Source organism: Nicoliella sp. ESL1149 (assembly GCF_058107265.1).
In genome coordinates this window covers 276,985-296,619 of sequence record NZ_JBYLUE010000004.1, presented here as the reverse complement: position 1 = coordinate 296,619, position 19,635 = coordinate 276,985, and the positions used below count along the sequence as shown (strand labels likewise).

The following is a 19,635-nucleotide window of genomic DNA, read 5'->3' as shown; positions in this document are numbered from 1 at the left end:
ATAAACAAACAATTTTATAATAAAGCTTCATAGGGTTAAAAGCAATCAATAAGCCCTCACAAAAGCACACTAGTAAGTAATTATTAAAAACTATGCTAAAATATGAATGTAATTATTGTTTTCTGAAAAGAAAACGCTTACAATATGATTGTATTAAAGTTTAGGAGGAATCGATATGAGCAAGAAACAATGGTTTAAAGATGCAGTTGTCTACCAAGTTTATCCAATGAGTTTTCAAGATAGCAACCATGATGGTATTGGTGATTTGGGCGGAATTCGTCAACGTCTTGATTACATTAAAGAATTAGGCGCCAATACTATTTGGTTGAATCCAATTTATAAGTCACCTAACAAGGATAATGGTTACGATATTGCTGATTACAAATCAATTCAACCAGCTTATGGAACAATGGAAGACTTTGATAACTTACTTAAGGATATGCATTCTAAGGGCCTAAAGTTATTGATGGATTTAGTTGTTAACCATACTTCTGATCAATGCGAATGGTTCCAAGAAAGCAAGAAATCTCAAGATAACAAATATGCTGATTACTATATTTGGCGTGATCCAGTAGATGGTCACGAACCTAACAACTGGGGCTCTAACTTTAGTGGTTCAGTTTGGACATATGTTCCTGCTAGAAAACAATACTACTTACACTGTTTTGCTGAAGGACAACCTGACTTGAACTGGGAAAATCCAGAAGTTCGTCAAGCAGTTTACGACATTATGCGTTTCTGGTTAGACAAGGGTGTTGATGGTTTCAGAATGGATGTTATTAATTACATTTCTAAACCTCTTGGTTTACCTGACGGCCCAATCATTGAGGGCCAAGAATATTCTCCTGTTGAACCATTAGTTACTAATGGTCCCCGTTTGGGCGAATACTTAAGCGAAATGCACAACGAAGTTCTTTCCAAGTATGATTGCATGACTGTTGGTGAAATGCCTAACACTGAACCAGAAAATGCGATTGATTATGCTAACTTAGATGGTAGTCGTTTAAACATGATTTTCCAATTCGAACACGTTAGTTTAGGTACTAATCCTGACCGTCGTTTTGGTAAGTGGTACGATTCTGATGTTCCATTAAGAGATTTAAAGCAATCACTATCAAGATGGCAAGTTGGTCTAGATGGTAAGAGTTGGAATAGTCTTTACTGGAACAACCATGATCAACCTCGTGCTGTTTCTCGTTTCGCAAATGATGCTCCTAAATACCGTGTTATTTCTGCTAAAATGTTAGCTAACACCCTTCACATGCTCCAAGGTACTCCTTACGTTTATGAAGGTGAAGAACTTGGAATGACAAATGGTCACTTCAAGAAACTTGATGAATATGAAGATATCGAATCAATCAACGCATATCATCAATTTGTTGATGATATGAAGATTGCTAAGGATAGCCAAATGCTCAGCTACCTTGAAAGCCGTTCTCGTGATAATGCTCGTACCCCAATGCAATGGGATGATGGCGAAAACGCTGGTTTCTCAGATGCTACCCCATGGTACGCATTGAACAAGAATTACAAGGATATCAATGCTAAATTAGAAGAAAAAGATCCTGATTCAGTTTTAAGTTACTACAAGAAGGTTATTAAATTACGTCGTGATTATGACATTATTCGTTATGGTGACTTTGAACCTCTTGACTTGGATGACGATGAAGTATTTGCATACAAGCGTCATTATCAAGGCCAAACCTTATTAGTAATCAGTAACTTTAGTGCTAAGGAAGTTACACGTGATTACGATCAAAAAGATGCTGAATTATTAACCAGTAACTACGATGATGATAAGGACACTACTTTCCGTCCATACGAAAGTAAGGTTTACTTATTTAAGTAAAATTATGGTTATATAGTTAAATGATGTGAAAAACATTCTGAAGTGATCCCCATATATTGGACAGAAAATGTTCAACATATGGGGGTCTTTTTTGACAAAATATGAAAATGAAGATATAAACAATTAGTTTTATTTGTATAATGATATCTTTTTGAATTTCTTAAACAAAAAAACGAGTATTTCTACTCATATATGTTTAAATTCAATTGTTCATTCATCAGTATGTAATATATTTCTACGATATAATTGGACTCCTGTTATCCAAATTATAATAAATACGATGTATATAACAAATGCTATCCAACTAATCCTAAAATCAATACTTGAGTCGGTTGCACTAATGATAGTTCTTAATCTCAAACCCATGAAACTGATATTAACACTATTATCAGATGAAAATAATATCTTGAACATAAAATCACCCGTTAAGAAGATAACCCAAATGACTGATCCAATGGAAATGTCCTTGTCAAAATTATTAAATTTCATTATATTGGCCACCCTTTAAATCGATTTATCATTTTCAAAAACAATTGTATATTAACAAATCAAAATTATTATTACAACAAAAAGGCTTCCACCTATGTGAAATCTCTTTACTTTTCGTTCATACCAAAAGAATTGTTACTTTTCTACACTTAGATTTAGATACTAATAAGAAGGATTCGTTATTTCTAGATGATGATTCAACCTAGGGATGTGTTTTAATATTAAAGGAGCTTTTCATCTGAATGGTGGAGCTTCTTTTTTGTTATGTTGATTAGGGGTAATTTCACAAGTTTAGGACACATAACCAATAAAGATCAAAATATCTTCATTATAATTTGGAATAGCAATGGTCACTTTATCAATCAAAATACATTTATCAAAAAAATTGATGAAGCATTGATATTGTAATCAAAAAATTATTTATCCCATGAAGTAACATTGACGTTTTTAAATTATTAGTTTTCTTGTAAACATATGCTAAAATAACCCCTGCACTAAAATACATTAAAAAAGTAGCAATATTACTATAACCATGTGCAAAAGAAAATATTACTCCACTTATTACAATTGGAAGAACAATTTGACTAGATTTAAAGAATGCATTCATTATGAATCCTCTATAAAGCGTTTCTTCAACTATCGGAGTTAAAAAAGTAGCTATAATTACTAGAGTAATTAGTGCGATGTGACTACTTTTCGCTAGGTCATTAAGTGCAATTTGATTTGAAGAGGTCTCGGAATTATAAAAGAGGTAATCTAATAAAGCTAAAATAGCATTCGAAACGCAGATTAGTATATAACCCATTACTACGTATTTGTAGTTTCGACTAGAAAATGGGGTTTCATCTATATTTTTATTTTTACGATAGAAGTACATAATAATAAAAATTAAGGGTATATACAAAATTAGAGTTAAAAAAGAGCCCCAGAATTGATCAAAATTAGAATGCATGAATGATGATATGGTCACCGGTAGCATTACCAATTGCGATAATATAAACAAAAATACAAATAAACATATTTTATTAAACCACTGTGATATCGTTAGTTTTTTCATTAAGAAACTTCCTTTATTTCTCCCTAATATTAAATAAGTTAATTCATAATAACATTCTTTATAAATCAAAATTAAGGCATTCTTTAAACTAGAATATTATCTTAATGAATCTACACTTTTAGTCCCAGAATGATGCTTTTAACAATTATATTTACACGTATGATATTTAAAATATAAAAAAGAGCACAATAAATGTGCTCTTAAATCTATGATGACTAATTCATATCATTTTATCCTAAATGATGTATGAAACATATATTGTTATTTCATATTTCTGTTATTATTTTTATTAATAATGTTCACCCATCATTTCTGCATTTAATTCAATAAACAATACAACCAAGAATCACATATCGTGTTTAAGAAAATAAAAAACTATTTCTAAAATAATTTCAATAACTTCTAACATTTAAAGACATAAATCATATCTAATCGTGTATTTATATTATGGGATTTTACATAATAAATTAATATATCTTAGTTTCTTCCAAAATAACGTTTGTCTTTATAATGTTTTATTTCTAGTATTCATTTTGTTCATTGTTAACAGAATAATAGTTGCAAAAATTATTAAGACCACAAATTGAATACCTGCATATGAATTATTATCTGATATTAGAGGATTATTCACTACGACAGCGGCAAAGTCAATCCCAATATGAGTAATCATGGCAATAAATATGTTACGAGTTACTAAATAGATTAATGCTAGGATAATTCCAATAACAGCAGCAGATGTTGCTTGAGCTATTGTATCAGATAATGATTGATAACTAACATTGAGCATGTGAATCAAACCAAATAGCATGCTGCTTAATAATATCGAAAAAAATACATTAAATCTATATTTATTAAACGTCCTTAGAAATGCTTCTAAGATAACTCCTCTAAATACATATTCTTCAAAAATACCTGGGCCAACAGAAAAACAAATTGCAAGGGTCAAAGAATGATGCCAATCACTAAATCTAACACCAAGCCACTGCATTCCTATAAAAATAATTACAAGTAAAATCATTAGTATTTTTTGTTTAAGATGATCATTATTGAATTCTATATGAATAGGTTCATCTAATAGCCATTTGTTTAAACCAAATGCCACTAACATTCCTAAAATATATCTAGTTCCTATAGATTCGTACTGATTTTTAATTGTTAATCCGGTAATTACTGCTAACACTAATAAGATTAATGTAGCTAACAAATAAAATGAAATGATTCTTGTTATTGACTGTTTTTTGATAAGAAGTCTTTCCTTTATAATAAATTTAATATATATAATTGTAGTACAATTAAACAAAATTTAAGTATAACACCACAAGAAAATGATAAATTAATTAAAATTGCTAAAAATCAATACTAATAAATAAATGTTTAAATTTTAAGGGCCTATTCGATATTCAATCGTATAAGTCCTTTCTAATTAGTAAATATGTTTGAGAATAATAAACATATTTACTAATACTTTTTATTTTATAACAAAATATTAATGTAGCACATTGGATTAAAAGATAGATGTGATATTTTTATATCCTTGTTATCTCGGTTGAATAATTTAGTATTCTAAAGTTTTTGGGTTCTTTTATATTATTTCATATGCTTACCATACACCAGATCTACTAGTAATGAGAAGTTCGCTATAATAGCTACTGCAATAAGAATTACAACTGTATCATTATAACCATATAAATATGCCATAAATAAACAAACGATCATTTCCAATAATGTGAATCCTAAGTAGTATTGAATTGGATAATTAGATTTCATTTGTGATTTTATATGTATCATTTTATTCATTCTAAATATTCCTCCAGTAATAACTATTCCTTAAATAAATATTTAATGATGTTGAAAGCCATCTTTAGAACAGCAATGGCAAGAAGTAATAATACTGCTTTAATAATAAAATTATTATAGTATTGCGAAATTACTAGCACTATTATAAATGCAAGAAAAACAAATGGATAGAATTTAAATGTTTTCATTATGTCACTCCGAAACGAATTAAATAATATATTGACGCTCTTTTAAGTTTATCATAGGAGCACGTTTTTTATTGTACTTATTAATTAAAAGTCCAAATAATGTTGATTCAATTGAAAAGCAAACTGCATAGATAGTTAATAATGTTTTATTTTTTAACATATATAATGATGATCCTCTCATTTATTAGAACTTAAATCTTATTTAGTATTCCATCAAGTGAACAAATTATTACTAGGTAACAAATGACTGTTATTGATACCTAATTTGTCACGAATTCAAAAATACCATAAAGCAAATTTTCAAATAAATGAAAGAATAAAAAATAACTTATGTTTATTAAATTACAATCATCTTTTGCCAAAATAAGGATTTCCATATGCTGAATAATTTTTGTTCAAGATATGGGAATCACTTCACATTACAATTTTTCAAAAACCTTCTTTGCAACAGAAATAGCATTCAGAACTTTAGGAAATCCTACATATGATACTAAGTGTATAAGTGTTTCAATTATTTCGTTCTTTGTTATTCCTACGTTTAGTCCTGCTTTAATATGTACCATTAATTGCCTTTCAGTATCGCCTTGCGTTACTAAAGATGAAATAGTAATCAATTCTCTTTGTTTCATATTTAAAGCATCCCTATGTTCAATTTCATCAAAACCAGCCATAATTTTCTTATCCAGTATGGGTGCAATATTTTTTAAATTATTAGTAACTATATCACTTGTCTGCTTACCAATAACTTTTCTTCTAATTTTTAAACCATTTTCATATTTATTCAACATATGTCTCTCCTTTATTAAGATATAATAAGAATAAACTATGAAGTTAAGTTCATAGCAAATAAAAATAAAGGAAAGTAAAATGACAAAAACATATAAAATATCAAAAGTATCTACTATAACTAATTTACCAATATCAACTTTAAGATATTATGAAAAAATCAATTTATTAAACCCTAAACGTGATTCAAATAATTATAGAGTTTTTACTGATAGAGACTTACGTTGGATTAAATTTATTGAACGTGGTAAAAAATCCGGAATAAAACTAACAAAAATAATTGAATATGAAAGGTTAAGAAAAAGAGGAGATAGTACAATTGATAAAAGAATTGAAATACTAAATAAACAAAAGAGCATTTTAAATCAACAACAAAATGAAATTCAAGAACATATTAATTTTTTAGAAAATAAAATAAAACATTATAAAAGTTACAAAAAGAAAATGAGAATTAGATAGTTAAATGTTTATTATAAACGATTTAAAGTATCAGAACACTTTCGCATGAACTCCACTCGACGTTCATTTGTATCAATTTTACTTTCCATTTTCCCCATAATCTGCTTTTGTGTTAATCTTATACCACAAAAACCAAGAATCATATGCTTCCACCTTGTTATCACTCCACCATACAATCCATAAAAGAATGTTGGAGCATGAGCAGTTATAAACACAGACGCAGTTTTACCTTTTAATAGTTTTTGAATATGCTTTGAAGTATATTTATATGCAAATCCTGGGGTCAATGTCCTTTCTAACCAACCTTTTAAAATAGATGGCTCTGCAGACCACCAAACTGGAAAAAAGAACGTTAAATGATCTGCTTTATTAATTAATTCTTGCATTTGTTCAGGATAAGCTTCATTGCCCATGTGTTTACGATATCCGTATCTTAATACTGGTTCAAATTTATCCTTAGATAAATCAACAAATGTTACATCGTATCCCATTCTTTTAGCAACTTCCATGTAATTAAGTGCATTGGAGTGACAAAAGGATCGTTCATCAGGGCTTCCTTGAATAACTAGAATCCTCATTATTATACTTCCTCATTTCATTAGCTTTAATTAATTTTTATTCTAAAGTAAATCAAAAAGTATTCAATAAACAATTTTAAACATTTGTCGCATTTTAAGTTAAAAGTGCTACTAGTTTAATAAATAGCATGTTCCATTTTGAGTAACAGAATGAATGAATTTAACAATTAAATCATCACTGTATTCAGGATGCTATAACCATATTTTAATCACTCCCATAATTCCTGATGAATGATAGCTACATACTAATTCCACTTCTGTTTTGTTAGCTTTAGGATTTAAGTTTTGAATAGAATTACTAATAATTTTGTTTATTTCATTCTCTAAGAACGTATCTACATTAGTATCAGATCCATTTTTCATTAGAATCTTTAGTGAAATCCAATGTTTTTTTATAATGCCTAAAATAATCCTAATATTATTATCCTCACTAGTTAATGAATCGGATTTAGATGTATTGGTAAAATCGTCATTTCCTTCTTTTAAACTGGTTATAATACGATTCTCCATTAGTTCAATAACAGCTTGCTTATCATAAAAATGCCGATAAAAAGTACTTCGATTAATATGTGCTAAATTAACAATTTCATTAATTGAAATTTTGTTTAATGGATTAGATTTTAATAAATGCAAAACCGATTGAACAATTTTATCTTTGGTTTGTTTAGACTTTCTTTCATATACACCCAATTAATAAACCTCATTTTTTAATTTATTGTACAAAAAAAGAGCCATTATAGGCCCTTTAATACTCTTTGCGACAAGTAATCAACTGATCGCTCAAGCGGAGATAAATCCCCATGTCTTTTGCTACTTTTATATTAACATTAAATCTAATTAAGTCAATAAACACATCTATTATTTGATATAATATTTATCAGGTGTCGTTTAACCCAATCAGTTGAACAATCAGCATCTAATAGGAAGTGATTCCTGTGTCTTTTGCTATAACAATCACTATTAGTGGTATTATCGTACCTGTAATCAGTGGTGTGCTAACTCACATCATTATTACTTATATTGACAATCATCACAAGAAGTAGTGTTAAAGCGTATCTTATCTTCGGATAGGTTACGCTTTTGTTTTATCCAAAGTTAATTCCTAATAAAGCTTTATCAGTGGTCTCACGATCTAATCCTAAGTACTTCAACGTCATCTCAGCACTCGAATGGTTCAGTAGTTTCATTACTAATGCAATGTTATAGCCCGTTTGTTTGTAAACCAAGTAAGCCCCTGTCTTGCGCATCGTATGAGTTCCTAAGCCATCCATTCCTAACAAATCTCCTACCTTCTTCATAATATGGTATAACTGTTTTGTCTGAACATGATCATTCTCGTCTCGACTGTTAAGAAATAACCATTCTGAATGGTAATCGTGTTGTCTTAACCATGCTTGATAAGCTAATAAGTCTGTTTCGACAGGCTTTAAAAAGAGTTGGTTCTGTTTATTAGTCTTCTTATCATGAATGAAGGCATGTTCACGGATATTACCGTTCTCATCAAAGACATCATGATATTTTAAACTGAGCACATCACTCACCCGTAACAAAGTCGCTTTGCCAACTTGAAAAATGGTGTAGTTCCGTCGACCATATTTTGGAAAATTATTGAGTAACGTGTCTTTCACTTTGGCAATGTCGTTCATATTTTTTTATGGTTTAACATTTTGCACAGAATGAGTTGCATTCTGTTTATTGATTTTCGTTCTTTGATCATGATCTAACATGAAAAATCATCTCTTCAATTTTAATCCCTTAATATAATCATAGCATATAAAAGGGATTATAAATAAAGACACAATTTAAAAGTTGCTGAAATAAAAGTAAAACAACAATCCCATAACACACTATGGGATTTTTACTATTTAATTATAATATTTCTTAAGCATAACTCATTAATTATTTCTAAAAAATGTTTAGCTAACGAACCTAAATTATCAAATACCTTAATTTTTGAATAGCTTTCATCAATATAACATGGAATTCCATACTCATTTAAAAACTTGTTAGTAATTAAAAAATAGTCTTCTGCATAATCAAAACTAAATATTTGATTTATTATGTTATTTCTCTGTGTTAACAAACAATCACATGTTACATCTAAGTATTTATTAAATCCATTTTTTCTTTTTCCGATAAAATTTTTTGTACGGATTATTGACATAGGAGCAATATCTAGTAGATATAATTTTAAACTTATTCTTTTATTGAAAATAAAACGACTAATAATGGTAATACTGATGCTAAGATTGCAAAAGCATTCGCAAAGTTATTAACCGCTCCCATTAATAGTGAGCCGAGAATAAAACTAAACATTATCATTAATGTATCAACCAGGATTCCTTTAGATTTGTTGTCTTTGTTCTTAAAAGTCGCGTACAGGTTATTCATCGTTTTGCTAACGTTTCCAGTCATCATTAGCGGATTAAAGCTATTACCCTTTAACATCTTAAACTCTTGTAATTGGGCTGAGGCTGCGATAGCTAGCAGCCCAACGATGAGTATGTCAGGTAATACTTTTGCTAGAATTCCTGAAATTAGTAAAATTGTTATCTCATAGATAATGATGATGCGCTTTCGGGTACTTTCCTGTTCTATCTTTTGTTGAATTAATTTAACAATCAATATTCCTAAAGCAAAGAATAGGATTGAGATAACATACTGGAGTGCTTTACCAAATTGGAGTTGGCTTAAGCTAATCCCCATCAAGATGTTATTTCCAGTTTGGAGTCCCGCAAATACGCCACCTCGATCCAAAAAGGTATAACTATCGATGCTTCCGCTAACCATTGCTAATAACATCCCGATTAGTGGGCCTTCATAACTTTTGTATTCTTTCATATTTTCCTCCATTTTTAACAATAATTGTATTAAATCCACTAACAATTTACTTCATCTAATAAAAAAGACCGTCCAAATATATTTTCATAATTTGGACGATCTTCCCCGTGGTGCAAACCCGAATGAATTAAAAATTCATTCACTAGATGATAACGAATCTATCGAAAACCGCTTTTATTTCTTATAAGTAAACTTATAAGAAAAGAAATTGTTATTAAACTTAAGAAAATATTAGCACCATCTTTTTTAGATGTCAATTATCCGTGGTTAGTATTGATGATAAATAATACTTTAATAATTGAATGAGCTATAACAACCGCAAAAAATCCAATAAAGAAATAAGTACCTTTCGAATTTAATAAAATATATTTTTTTACACATCTTCATCAACTTCAAACCTAGGCATTTCACTAATCAAATCAACGGTTTGAACTGCTCCCTGATATTATTAAATCTAAATTGTCCCCCCATAATTAATCAAATTGTTCGGGACGCTCAATAATAGACTTATTATATGATAAATACTTTTTCGTGAAGGGTATATATAACATTTATACAACGATTATTATTTTCAAGGTACTGTCCCTTATTCATAGAAGAATCAAAAATGAAAATATATCAAAAATGCGACTTTCTTTAAATTCCATAATGTACTTATGGGATTTTTGTTTTAATTATCAAAAATTCAAATCATTATTAATTTTATCAATATGTGCTTTTAAAGTTGTGTTCCTTAATGTGTTTAAATCTTTAGCAAAATTTACAGTACAGTGAGCAAGTCTTCTTGATGATATTATGAATCTTTTTAATAAATACTCAATATCATCATATGGAACTCTATTATATTTAATATAATATGTGATTAATTCCTGTTCTATTTCTTCAGTATTAGTTGCAGCTTCTATCAAAGATTTTACAGATGTATTGGAATAAATTAACCCCTTATCTAATTTATAAGCATTATCAAAAGTAAGTTTATGAATTTCATTGATAACACCCTTGCAACCATGATCAACTAAATCATCCAATTCTTTTTGATTTATTGTCCTAAAATCAGACGGCTTTTTAGTAATATGTTCCAATGGTGCTATAGCAGTTAGTATTTTACTATAAGAATTAGAACAATTATCTTCAACTAATTTTATTTCATCATAAGTTTTTAAATATAATTCATTTTCCAAGTCTATCTGATGATTTTTTCTCATTTCCATAGAAGAAACTTCTATAGTAATGAAAGCTGTAAATGGTATTGCAACTAATGTTCCACCCATTGATCCCCAAAAAGTTATATATGTATCTTTTTTAGTATGTGCACATACTAAAAATGTATTAATGACAATCAAAATTATTAAGAAAATCAATATACATATAATAAAGTATAATTTTCTTTTTTTATTCATGTTATATAAGTGACCTCCGATGCTTAATGTTTTCTTACATCAAATCAATTTAAAAATTACATGACAAATAAAAAGAGCACTCACTGAGTGCCCCAATTATAATCAACTATCCCTCAATAGTTGAAACTGTTGTTTCTTGTATCTCTTCTTGAATACATATTATCACCTTGCCACATTAATAGTCAACATATATACTTATTAATGCTGTTAATTAATTCCCTCAGTTAATTAACAACGCTTAATCCTTGATGGAAAAGAGGTGAAACTGTTGTTTTCTAATGTTGTATCTCTTCTGTCTAATGTTATAGTTCCATTATTAGTCCCAGTCATTGGGGCATGGGCTATGCATTATTTCGATGATCATCACGATAATCATCGAAATTAATTAATCGTGTTGCACATCTAGTCTTGTACTAGATGTGTTATTTTTATATCTTAATTGTTTCTAACAGTGATATAATCATAGTCATTTATGAAATTGATTAATAGTATCAGCATTATTAATAATTAAATTATGATTATAGCGTTTAGATGCATTTGAATTTCTAACAGTCTTCCATAAGATCGCAGCCACTTTCATTGGCTCATCATATTCATTATGAATTGGATCACTCATAAAATCCTTAACGAAATGATTCCATTGATAAGTACCTTCTTCTGCATTCTGATGAGTTGGTTCATTTAATGCATCAATTAAATCAGCTACAGTCGCATTTTTATCATTATTAGACTCTACTTCACGCATTTTTATTCCCATAGATTTACGGAATGAAAATTTAGCTACATGGAAATAATTAGCAAAGAACTTACGAGCTTCATTATTTAATGAAAAGCCAGAATTAATTAGTTTTGTATCTAATGATATTTCATCAGTACGTAGTTTGGTTTTAGAATGTCTTTTATTTATCCGAACGGGTTTAATTTCAGATGGTTGGTTACCCATTAGTAATTGCTTTAAATAGATCATTAATTCAGCTTTTGTCCCATATGTGGGTAAACCATACTTGCTACACAGTTTTAATAGCTCATTCTTATACCAATAAAAATTTTCAAAATCACTAATCTTCATATTTAAACTAAATATCGGTCTCATAATTTAAACTTCTATCATACATATGTTTTAATTTGCAACTATTCTTACATCAAATCTATAAAAGATGCTAAAAAACAGCTATAGCGACTTTCAATTTATTATGGTTTTCATAAGTATAAACGTTCTTAAACTTATAATAATTAACAAGAATGACTGTGAGAATTAATAAAGATACAAATGTTATTAAGCTGATCATATTAATTATCTCCTAACAATATTTATTAACGTTAATAATAGCACAAATTTTTAATTTTTTGATCTTATTAGTTGTTATATAAGGAAAATATTTAAAACACCTTTTAAAATCTATGCCAACTATTGTTAAGTATGTATCATAAATAAAAAGATCCCTTGCAGGCTCTCTTATATTCTTTACAATAAAATAATTAGTACGATTTAAAATAAATTTCAATCTCCAGTAATTTATGCAATTCAATTTTCGGGGTGGTTATTATCAATGATTAGAAATTTTCTTAATTAACAATAAAGTTATTAACAAAATTAAAGCTCCAGTAAAAAATAATACCCATTGCCAAATGTTTCCAGATCCTCTTGAATTAAAAATCATTATAAAATCAATTATTAGATATATTATTAATACAAGCCAACACACCATATAAGAATTTCTTTTCTACTCATTCATTTTAAAAGACACTCCCTGAAAATAATAATATGTTATTCATTTAATACTCAATAATCCAAAATGAATCCTCAAAAATGAAAAAGCCAACTAGCACGATTCCTTTTTGGACTTTATTTATTTATACCTTCTCTTATTCTCTGTACAAATAACCATAAAAAATAAAGAAGAGATATACTAGCAAGTAAAGAACGTAGGATATTAAATGGTAAATAAAATATTACATATAAAGATAATAAAATAAAAAACACAGAGATTAAAATACTTAAATAACGATAGTATTTATTATTAAGCAATATAGACCCCCCCTTTTTACTTATTGTTATTCATAGTTTATAAATTTCTAAACTAGATTTCTATCTACTGGATACTTAGTAACCCAAAATGGATTCCTAATCCAAATCCAATCACAAACAAAATTTCTGGAATCAAAAAGATAAATAACTTTTTATTCGTCATTTTAAACATCCTCTTGTACTATTTTATGCATACGATAACATACTAGTAAGATAGCAATCAACCGTAATAATATGCATTCATCGCAAAGCCTATTAAATCAATGCTTTAATTCTATATATAGATAGCGTTACAGATTGCCAATTATTTGATATAATATGGAGGAAGTTAAATGAGTAATCATGATAAACCTAAAATGAATCGTAAAAAGAGTCTTATCTTAATGATTGCTGTTCTTGCTGCAACCATTGGACAAGGTATTATGACCCCATTCGCTCGCTCTAGTTTTGTAAAAGGTTTTGAACAAGGTAGAAACGCTAGCGTATCTAAACATCAAGAAAAAAACGAAAGTAATCTTAATAAAGATAAATGAAACAATTGCTATTTATAATCAAATATAAAAATTGATTAAAAAATTTCAACATAATGTGAAGACCACTTATCAATATGATGTGGTCTTTTTATTAGCTAAAAAGCGTGCTATTGATACATCCATAACTAAAGTACTTAAATTGGTTCATTTTGTTGCAATCAAGTGTACTCAAAAAAACAACATAAAATAAAAAGAACACATTAAAAATGTGCCCTATAATTTTATCCACGGATATGATTGTAGTACGTTAATCTTTACTTCATCATAATCTCCGGCATACACGTTTTGAAATTTAACAGTATTATCATAAATATAAACATGATCAGCCATCTTAGCAATATCTGGTAAATTATGATTAGACTGATAATATCGTTTAGTGATAACATCGCTTTCAATTCCATGTCCACCTTTAACTACTCTTTGTCTCACTCGATCAATTGCGGTTTGTGCATTATTGACTGTCACGTATAGCAAAGTGACATCGAAGCCATTATCATGAGCTTTCTTAATTAAGTTGCGGTGTGTTTTACCACCACCAGCGAGTGTCGTTTCAATATGAATACTCTTCCGGTTAGATAGAGCATGATGCAATTTTCGCACTTCTACCTTCATTGCCTTACGATTATCCATCGGATTACGCCAATCACCGTGCATTCTTTGTAGAATTTCATCAGCATTTAAACGTTCTGTATCTTTAAATAGAAACGGTTGAGCTCGATATAACGTACTTTTTCCAGCACCATTAATTCCGGCCACAATAATATATTTGGGTTTATTCATTTTAGATTACGAAATGGTTTTGTTGAATAATAGTGTCTTGTTTTCTATCTAGTGCATAGTTATACAAAGCATTAAAAACTTTTCGTTTCTCAGGATCCTTATTATTAATCGACTGATTAAACAATTCTTGTAGATCAGTGTTTTCTGTATCTTTTAGGATTTTATCAGAATTAGTCATAGTTCGAGACTCCTTTTTAATGTTAAATAAAGTATATCATATTTAGTTAATGCAAAATAACATTATAATTAAATCACTTTTTTGAAATAACCTAAACATAGTGACATCAGAATATTATTAACTTTTGAACAACAAATAAGTTCCAATATATAATAAGACATAATAAAAAGCATTGAGGTGGTTAAAATGGATGATGCTCAAAAATCAAAAGAGTTCGTTATCAATGGTGGCTGGACTTTGTATCGTATTAGCAAAAAAACGGAAATAACTAGTAATAAGTCCTTCTTGTTTAAAACATGGAACAATTGATTCGTATAACATGGACTATAGAAGTATCATGAAAATTATCAAAATTTTATGATGAAAACAAAACATGTAACGTAAAGAATTAACCTCTACGTTACATGTTTTCATTTTGAAAATGATTACCGTTATTAAAGTATTTTTATATCATTTTAATTTCTTTAAACAATGACATAAATTGATAATTGAACAATAAAAGATATTATTGATATAATAATTACTCTTCACTTAAACTTTCAATTGGATCTAATTTAGCAGCCTTTCCTGCTGGTAATAGTGCTGCTAAAGTATTGATAATTAATGAAATTATAATAATAAATAAACTGTTGCCAAGTGAAATTTGCATGATTGAATAATCAATCGAACCTTTTAATAATGTATTAACACCAAACTGACACAGATAAGCAATTCCAACTGCGAGGACAGAAGCAGAGATTCCTAGAATAATAGCTTCACTAAAGAATAATGAACGAATATTACCTTTAGTAACTCCCAAGGCTCTTAAAATTCCAATTTCTTTAGTTCTTTCTACAACACTGATGAATAATACAATAATAATCATAATTGCTGATACTAATAACGAGATTCCAGCAATAGCAGCAAGTACATAAATAGCCAAGTTCACATACGTGTTCAAAGTAGTGATCATTGAACCCATGCCAGCAATCTTAAAGTCTTTTTTACCATTGACCCCATGTAATGCCTTAATCCGATTTTGAGTTGGTGTAATATCAGAAATGCCACCTTTGATATTAGCAATCGCAAAATTTGGCTTTAATGTTTGATCTTTGCTACTATACATTTTTTTTAGAGTGTTGTAGCTTACATAAATAACTTGATCTTGACTACTATTAATTCCACTAACTTTAAGTGTTTTAGTAATTGGGACTTGTTTACCATTTTTGCCTGTTGCAAGCAATGATAATTTAATGTTCTTACCAACCATGTTATTAACGTTTTTGTTCATCTTTTTAGCAATCGTTTTAGGTAACATGATTGTATTCAACTTAGTAGGAGCTTGGCCATGCTTAATATTCTTCTTAATAAAACTTGAATTATAAGTGTTAAATGCTTGTGATGGATATTTCTTACCCTTATAGTTCATTTGAATATTAGTTTCCATCGCACTCTTTTCAACAGACTTAACACCTTTAACCGTGCTTAGTTTATGAATATCACCATCACCAATATACGTCTTAGTTGGATTGGAGCTACTGCCAGCTTTACCTTTTGTAACTTGAACTGAGTTCGGATTGATTTGTGATGAAATCTGGTTATTAATGTATCCTTTAATACCAGTTCCAAGCCCTAACATAAGTAAGACACTGAACAGACCAATTGAACTCCCAAAAATAATCAAAATGTTTCGTTTCAAATTATAAGCAATTTGTTGAAACGCCATTTTAAACACATTCATGATATTTAGTGGATGCAATTTCATTTCATTCAAGTGTTTAGCCGCATACTTATTACGAAGTTTCTTATCACTATCGATTTTACCATTCGACATATGAACAACACGAGTTCCATATGCAGCAACCTTATCTGAATGGGTAACAGTAATTACCAACTTACCTTCTGAAGCAATTTTATCTAATATTTTTAGAACTTCATCAGTATTCTTAGCATCTAAAGCCCCAGTTGGTTCATCCGCAATAATGATATCTGGATCAGATGCTAAAGCACGAGCAATTGCTACTCGTTGTTTTTGGCCTCCTGATAATTGATTAGGATGCTTATGAATATGTGCACCCAGACCAACTTCTTCAAGTAATTCTTTTGATCGTTCAACTTGTTTAGATTTAGATAAATCACTCATTTCAAGAGCAATTCTAACGTTTTCTAAAATCGTCATATGACTAATTAAATTAAAGTTCTGAAAAATAAACCCAATTGTTTTACGACGATATTCATCTAATTGCTTATTAGTATCATGTTTTAATGATTTACCATTTAAGAACACATCACCTTGATAATTACTATCTAAACCACCAATGATGTTCATTAAAGTGGATTTACCACCACCAGATTCACCTAATAAGGATACGAATTCACCATGCTCAAACTTCAAGCTAATCCCATTTAGAACTTTTGACTCTTTTTTCCCTAAATAATAGGACTTATGAATATTTCTTAAAACTAATAAAGACATGTTTTTCTCCTAATATTATTTTATTCTTTAATTTATTTCTTCACTTTTGGGTAACCAAACACTGATTTTTGTACCTTCGTTTAATTTACTTTTTACGAATATTTTCCCATGTAAAATATCGATTATCTTTTTTACCATTGCTAAACCTAACCCATTACCATCACCAGCATGAGAAGTATCACCTTGATAGAATTGATCAAAAATACGCTTAATCATTTCTGGTCTTATTCCAATACCATTATCCTCAATGCTTATACAAACCCCATTGTTAACTACTTTTTGACTTATATTAATCTTTCCATCCTGATTACAAAATTTAATTGCATTAGAAATTAAGTTATTCCAAACGATCGATAACATCTCTTGATCAGAATAAATATCATAAGAATCAAATAAATCTGCAGATAGTTCAATATCCTTTTTTGACCATTGCGGCTCAAATGAAAGCGTGATTTCTGTTAATTGATCACTTAAATCAAATGACACAATGTGTTTATTTCGAGATTGATTCGACAATTGACTTAATCTCAAAATATCAGTTACTAAGTTTGTCATATTATTAGTAGCTTGATCAACTACCTTAATACGTTGTTCTCTTTGTTCTTGCGAAAGCTCATTATTATTTAATTCACTAACATAGCTTTTTATTATTGCTAATGGTGATTTAAATTCATGAGAAACATTGCTAATAAAGTCAGTCCTTAAAGTTTCAGTTGATCCTAATTCCTTGACCATTTCATTAAAATTATCGAAGAGTTGATCTAGATAATCATACTTTTCTTTTTTATGAACTGGTTTCAATGAAACTGAAAAATCACCACCTGCTACTTTATTAGCTGCTTGACTTAGTTTTTGGAGAGGTATTTCATAATTTTTATATCGTGTATAAATTCCTATAGCTGATACAATCGTTACGACTATCACCCAATAAAAAAGATACCAATATACATATCGATTCATTACAGTTAAACTTAATCCCTTAGAGAATACTCCCTTAGAAAAAATTATTCCTGGCAAACCACTAATTATTGCGAACACCATCACCATTAGGATATATTTCCAAATTGAAAATCGTTTTTTCATAACAGGGTTTTTACTGATATCATTATCGTTCATCAGTAATCACCAGCTTATATCCCAATCCATGAATCGTTTTAATTGAAATATTATCAACTTTTTTCAATTTATCTCTTAACTTAGTAATATAAACATCAACCGATCTAAAACTACTATTGGTATTCGTATCCCAAAAACCCGCCATTAACTTAGATCTAGAAAATGCTTGATTAGGATAGGAAAGCATTTTATATAAGATATTAAACTCACGGACTGTCATTTCAATATTTTGATTATCATAAACAACTGAACGTTCTTTTGCGTTCATTATTAATCCACCAATAACAATTTCGTCATCTTGATCGATGTGCACCCTTCTAAGAATTGCTTTTATTCTTAAAACCAACTCTTCTAAATCAATTGGTTTTACCATATAGTCATCAATACCGACTCTAAAACCATCTTGTTTAGTTTTAATATCATCTCTAGCAGTGACAAAAAGCAGAGGAATTTCCTTATCAATAGTCCGTATTGTTTCTGCAAACTCAATCCCATTAATTTCAGACATCATAACGTCGGTAATTATTAAATCAAATTTTTCATGATCAATCACATCATAAGCTGCTTGTGCATTTAAACACCCAACAGCATGAAAATCATTTTTATTTAGATACTCACACAATATTTGGTTAAAATTTCTATCATCTTCAACAACTAAAATACTTGCCATTTATATTACTCCCCTAATTATTCTTAATAGATATATCTAATACCACATTAGCAAGAATAAGTGAGATTGCAATTGTTAATAAATAAGTTGCTAAATCATTTCTTCAAACATCTAAAATCACCTCACTAATCACTAACTTAATTGATTTGATTATAATCAATGAATGTTAATCAAACGTTTGCGAAATGTTGCTGAAATGTTAAATATGATAATTTATATTCCTAAAATCTAAAAGTATATAAACAAAGAGCAATCTATCAAAAGATTAATTGCTCTTTGTTTTTTGCATTTTTAGTATGAATGAATTATAAATTAGATAAAACTCTCAATTAAGTAATGACTGAGAGTTCCTTATATTCCTTATATATATGTATATCATTATTAGCACGAAACAATGATATAGATGAATAACACAAAAAAGATGAGCGTA

General features: G+C 28.9%; 18 protein-coding genes. 3 read left to right on the top strand and 15 right to left on the bottom strand.

Going from position 1 to position 19,635, the window contains the following annotated elements:
• Positions 1–175: 175 nt before the first annotated feature.
• Positions 176–1,849 carry a glycoside hydrolase family 13 protein gene (locus AC3B6G_RS07335; RefSeq protein ID WP_489849762.1) on the top strand — a complete coding sequence of 558 codons (1,674 nt, stop codon included), beginning with the start codon at positions 176–178 and terminating at the stop codon, positions 1,847–1,849.
• An 865-nt stretch (positions 1,850–2,714) separates the two neighbouring features.
• Here the strand turns inward: AC3B6G_RS07335 and AC3B6G_RS07330 are convergent.
• The 4 genes from AC3B6G_RS07330 to AC3B6G_RS07315 form a co-directional block, all read right to left on the bottom strand.
• A complete protein-coding gene (locus AC3B6G_RS07330; RefSeq protein ID WP_489849761.1) occupies positions 2,715–3,395 on the bottom strand; it encodes a CPBP family intramembrane glutamic endopeptidase in 681 nt (226 codons plus the stop codon).
• 505 nt (positions 3,396–3,900) lie between these two features.
• Positions 3,901–4,599: a CPBP family intramembrane glutamic endopeptidase gene (locus AC3B6G_RS07325; RefSeq protein WP_489849760.1), complete on the bottom strand. Its 699-nt coding sequence runs from the start codon at positions 4,597–4,599 to the stop codon at positions 3,901–3,903.
• 383 nt (positions 4,600–4,982) lie between these two features.
• Complete coding sequence (locus tag AC3B6G_RS07320; protein ID WP_489849759.1) at positions 4,983–5,192, bottom strand: hypothetical protein; 210 nt, start codon at positions 5,190–5,192, stop codon at positions 4,983–4,985.
• Between the two features lie 607 nt (positions 5,193–5,799).
• Positions 5,800–6,165 (bottom strand): carboxymuconolactone decarboxylase family protein, encoded by a 366-nt coding sequence (locus tag AC3B6G_RS07315; RefSeq protein WP_489849758.1) that lies wholly within the window; start codon positions 6,163–6,165, stop codon positions 5,800–5,802.
• Between the two features lie 82 nt (positions 6,166–6,247).
• Between AC3B6G_RS07315 and AC3B6G_RS07310 the strand changes: the two genes are divergently transcribed.
• A complete protein-coding gene (locus tag AC3B6G_RS07310) occupies positions 6,248–6,625 on the top strand; it encodes a MerR family transcriptional regulator (RefSeq protein WP_489849757.1) in 378 nt (125 codons plus the stop codon).
• Positions 6,626–6,636: 11 nt separating this feature from the next.
• Here AC3B6G_RS07310 and AC3B6G_RS07305 read toward each other — a convergent pair whose 3' ends face one another.
• The 6 genes from AC3B6G_RS07305 to AC3B6G_RS07280 all read right to left on the bottom strand — a co-directional run bounded on the left by AC3B6G_RS07305 (position 6,637) and on the right by AC3B6G_RS07280 (position 12,537).
• On the bottom strand, positions 6,637–7,203 hold the full coding sequence (locus tag AC3B6G_RS07305) for an NAD(P)H-dependent oxidoreductase (RefSeq protein WP_489849756.1): 567 nt from the start codon (positions 7,201–7,203) through the stop codon (positions 6,637–6,639).
• A gap of 192 nt (positions 7,204–7,395) precedes the next feature.
• Positions 7,396–7,893: a TetR/AcrR family transcriptional regulator gene (locus AC3B6G_RS07300; RefSeq protein ID WP_489849755.1), complete on the bottom strand. Its 498-nt coding sequence runs from the start codon at positions 7,891–7,893 to the stop codon at positions 7,396–7,398.
• A 395-nt stretch (positions 7,894–8,288) separates the two neighbouring features.
• The gene (locus AC3B6G_RS07295; RefSeq protein ID WP_489849754.1) at positions 8,289–8,849 is read right to left on the bottom strand and encodes a tyrosine-type recombinase/integrase; all 561 of its coding nucleotides are present in this window, start codon (positions 8,847–8,849) and stop codon (positions 8,289–8,291) included.
• Between the two features lie 550 nt (positions 8,850–9,399).
• Positions 9,400–10,044, bottom strand: a complete 645-nt coding sequence (locus AC3B6G_RS07290; protein WP_489849753.1) for a YoaK family protein — start codon at positions 10,042–10,044, stop codon at positions 9,400–9,402.
• Between the two features lie 677 nt (positions 10,045–10,721).
• Positions 10,722–11,444, bottom strand: a complete 723-nt coding sequence (locus AC3B6G_RS07285) for a hypothetical protein (protein ID WP_489849752.1) — start codon at positions 11,442–11,444, stop codon at positions 10,722–10,724.
• Positions 11,445–11,910: 466 nt separating this feature from the next.
• A complete protein-coding gene (locus AC3B6G_RS07280) occupies positions 11,911–12,537 on the bottom strand; it encodes an SAP domain-containing protein (protein WP_489849751.1) in 627 nt (208 codons plus the stop codon).
• Between the two features lie 1,268 nt (positions 12,538–13,805).
• Between AC3B6G_RS07280 and AC3B6G_RS07275 the strand changes: the two genes are divergently transcribed.
• Entirely contained in the window at positions 13,806–14,006 is a 201-nt protein-coding gene (locus tag AC3B6G_RS07275; RefSeq protein WP_489849750.1) for a hypothetical protein, read from the top strand.
• A 213-nt stretch (positions 14,007–14,219) separates the two neighbouring features.
• On the opposite strand, the gene AC3B6G_RS07270 is transcribed toward AC3B6G_RS07275, so the two are convergent.
• From AC3B6G_RS07270 to AC3B6G_RS07250, 5 genes are all read right to left on the bottom strand, one after another.
• A complete protein-coding gene (locus AC3B6G_RS07270) occupies positions 14,220–14,786 on the bottom strand; it encodes an ATPase (protein ID WP_489849749.1) in 567 nt (188 codons plus the stop codon).
• A gap of 1 nt (position 14,787) precedes the next feature.
• Positions 14,788–14,964 carry a hypothetical protein gene (locus AC3B6G_RS07265; RefSeq protein ID WP_489849748.1) on the bottom strand — a complete coding sequence of 59 codons (177 nt, stop codon included), beginning with the start codon at positions 14,962–14,964 and terminating at the stop codon, positions 14,788–14,790.
• A gap of 520 nt (positions 14,965–15,484) precedes the next feature.
• Positions 15,485–17,419 (bottom strand): ABC transporter ATP-binding protein/permease, encoded by a 1,935-nt coding sequence (locus tag AC3B6G_RS07260; protein ID WP_489849747.1) that lies wholly within the window; start codon positions 17,417–17,419, stop codon positions 15,485–15,487.
• A gap of 27 nt (positions 17,420–17,446) precedes the next feature.
• On the bottom strand, positions 17,447–18,535 hold the full coding sequence (locus tag AC3B6G_RS07255) for a HAMP domain-containing sensor histidine kinase (RefSeq protein WP_489849746.1): 1,089 nt from the start codon (positions 18,533–18,535) through the stop codon (positions 17,447–17,449).
• The gene (locus AC3B6G_RS07250; protein ID WP_489849745.1) at positions 18,525–19,205 is read right to left on the bottom strand and encodes a response regulator transcription factor; all 681 of its coding nucleotides are present in this window, start codon (positions 19,203–19,205) and stop codon (positions 18,525–18,527) included. The genes AC3B6G_RS07255 and AC3B6G_RS07250 overlap by 11 nt, the downstream gene beginning before the upstream one ends.
• Positions 19,206–19,635: the final 430 nt, after the last annotated feature.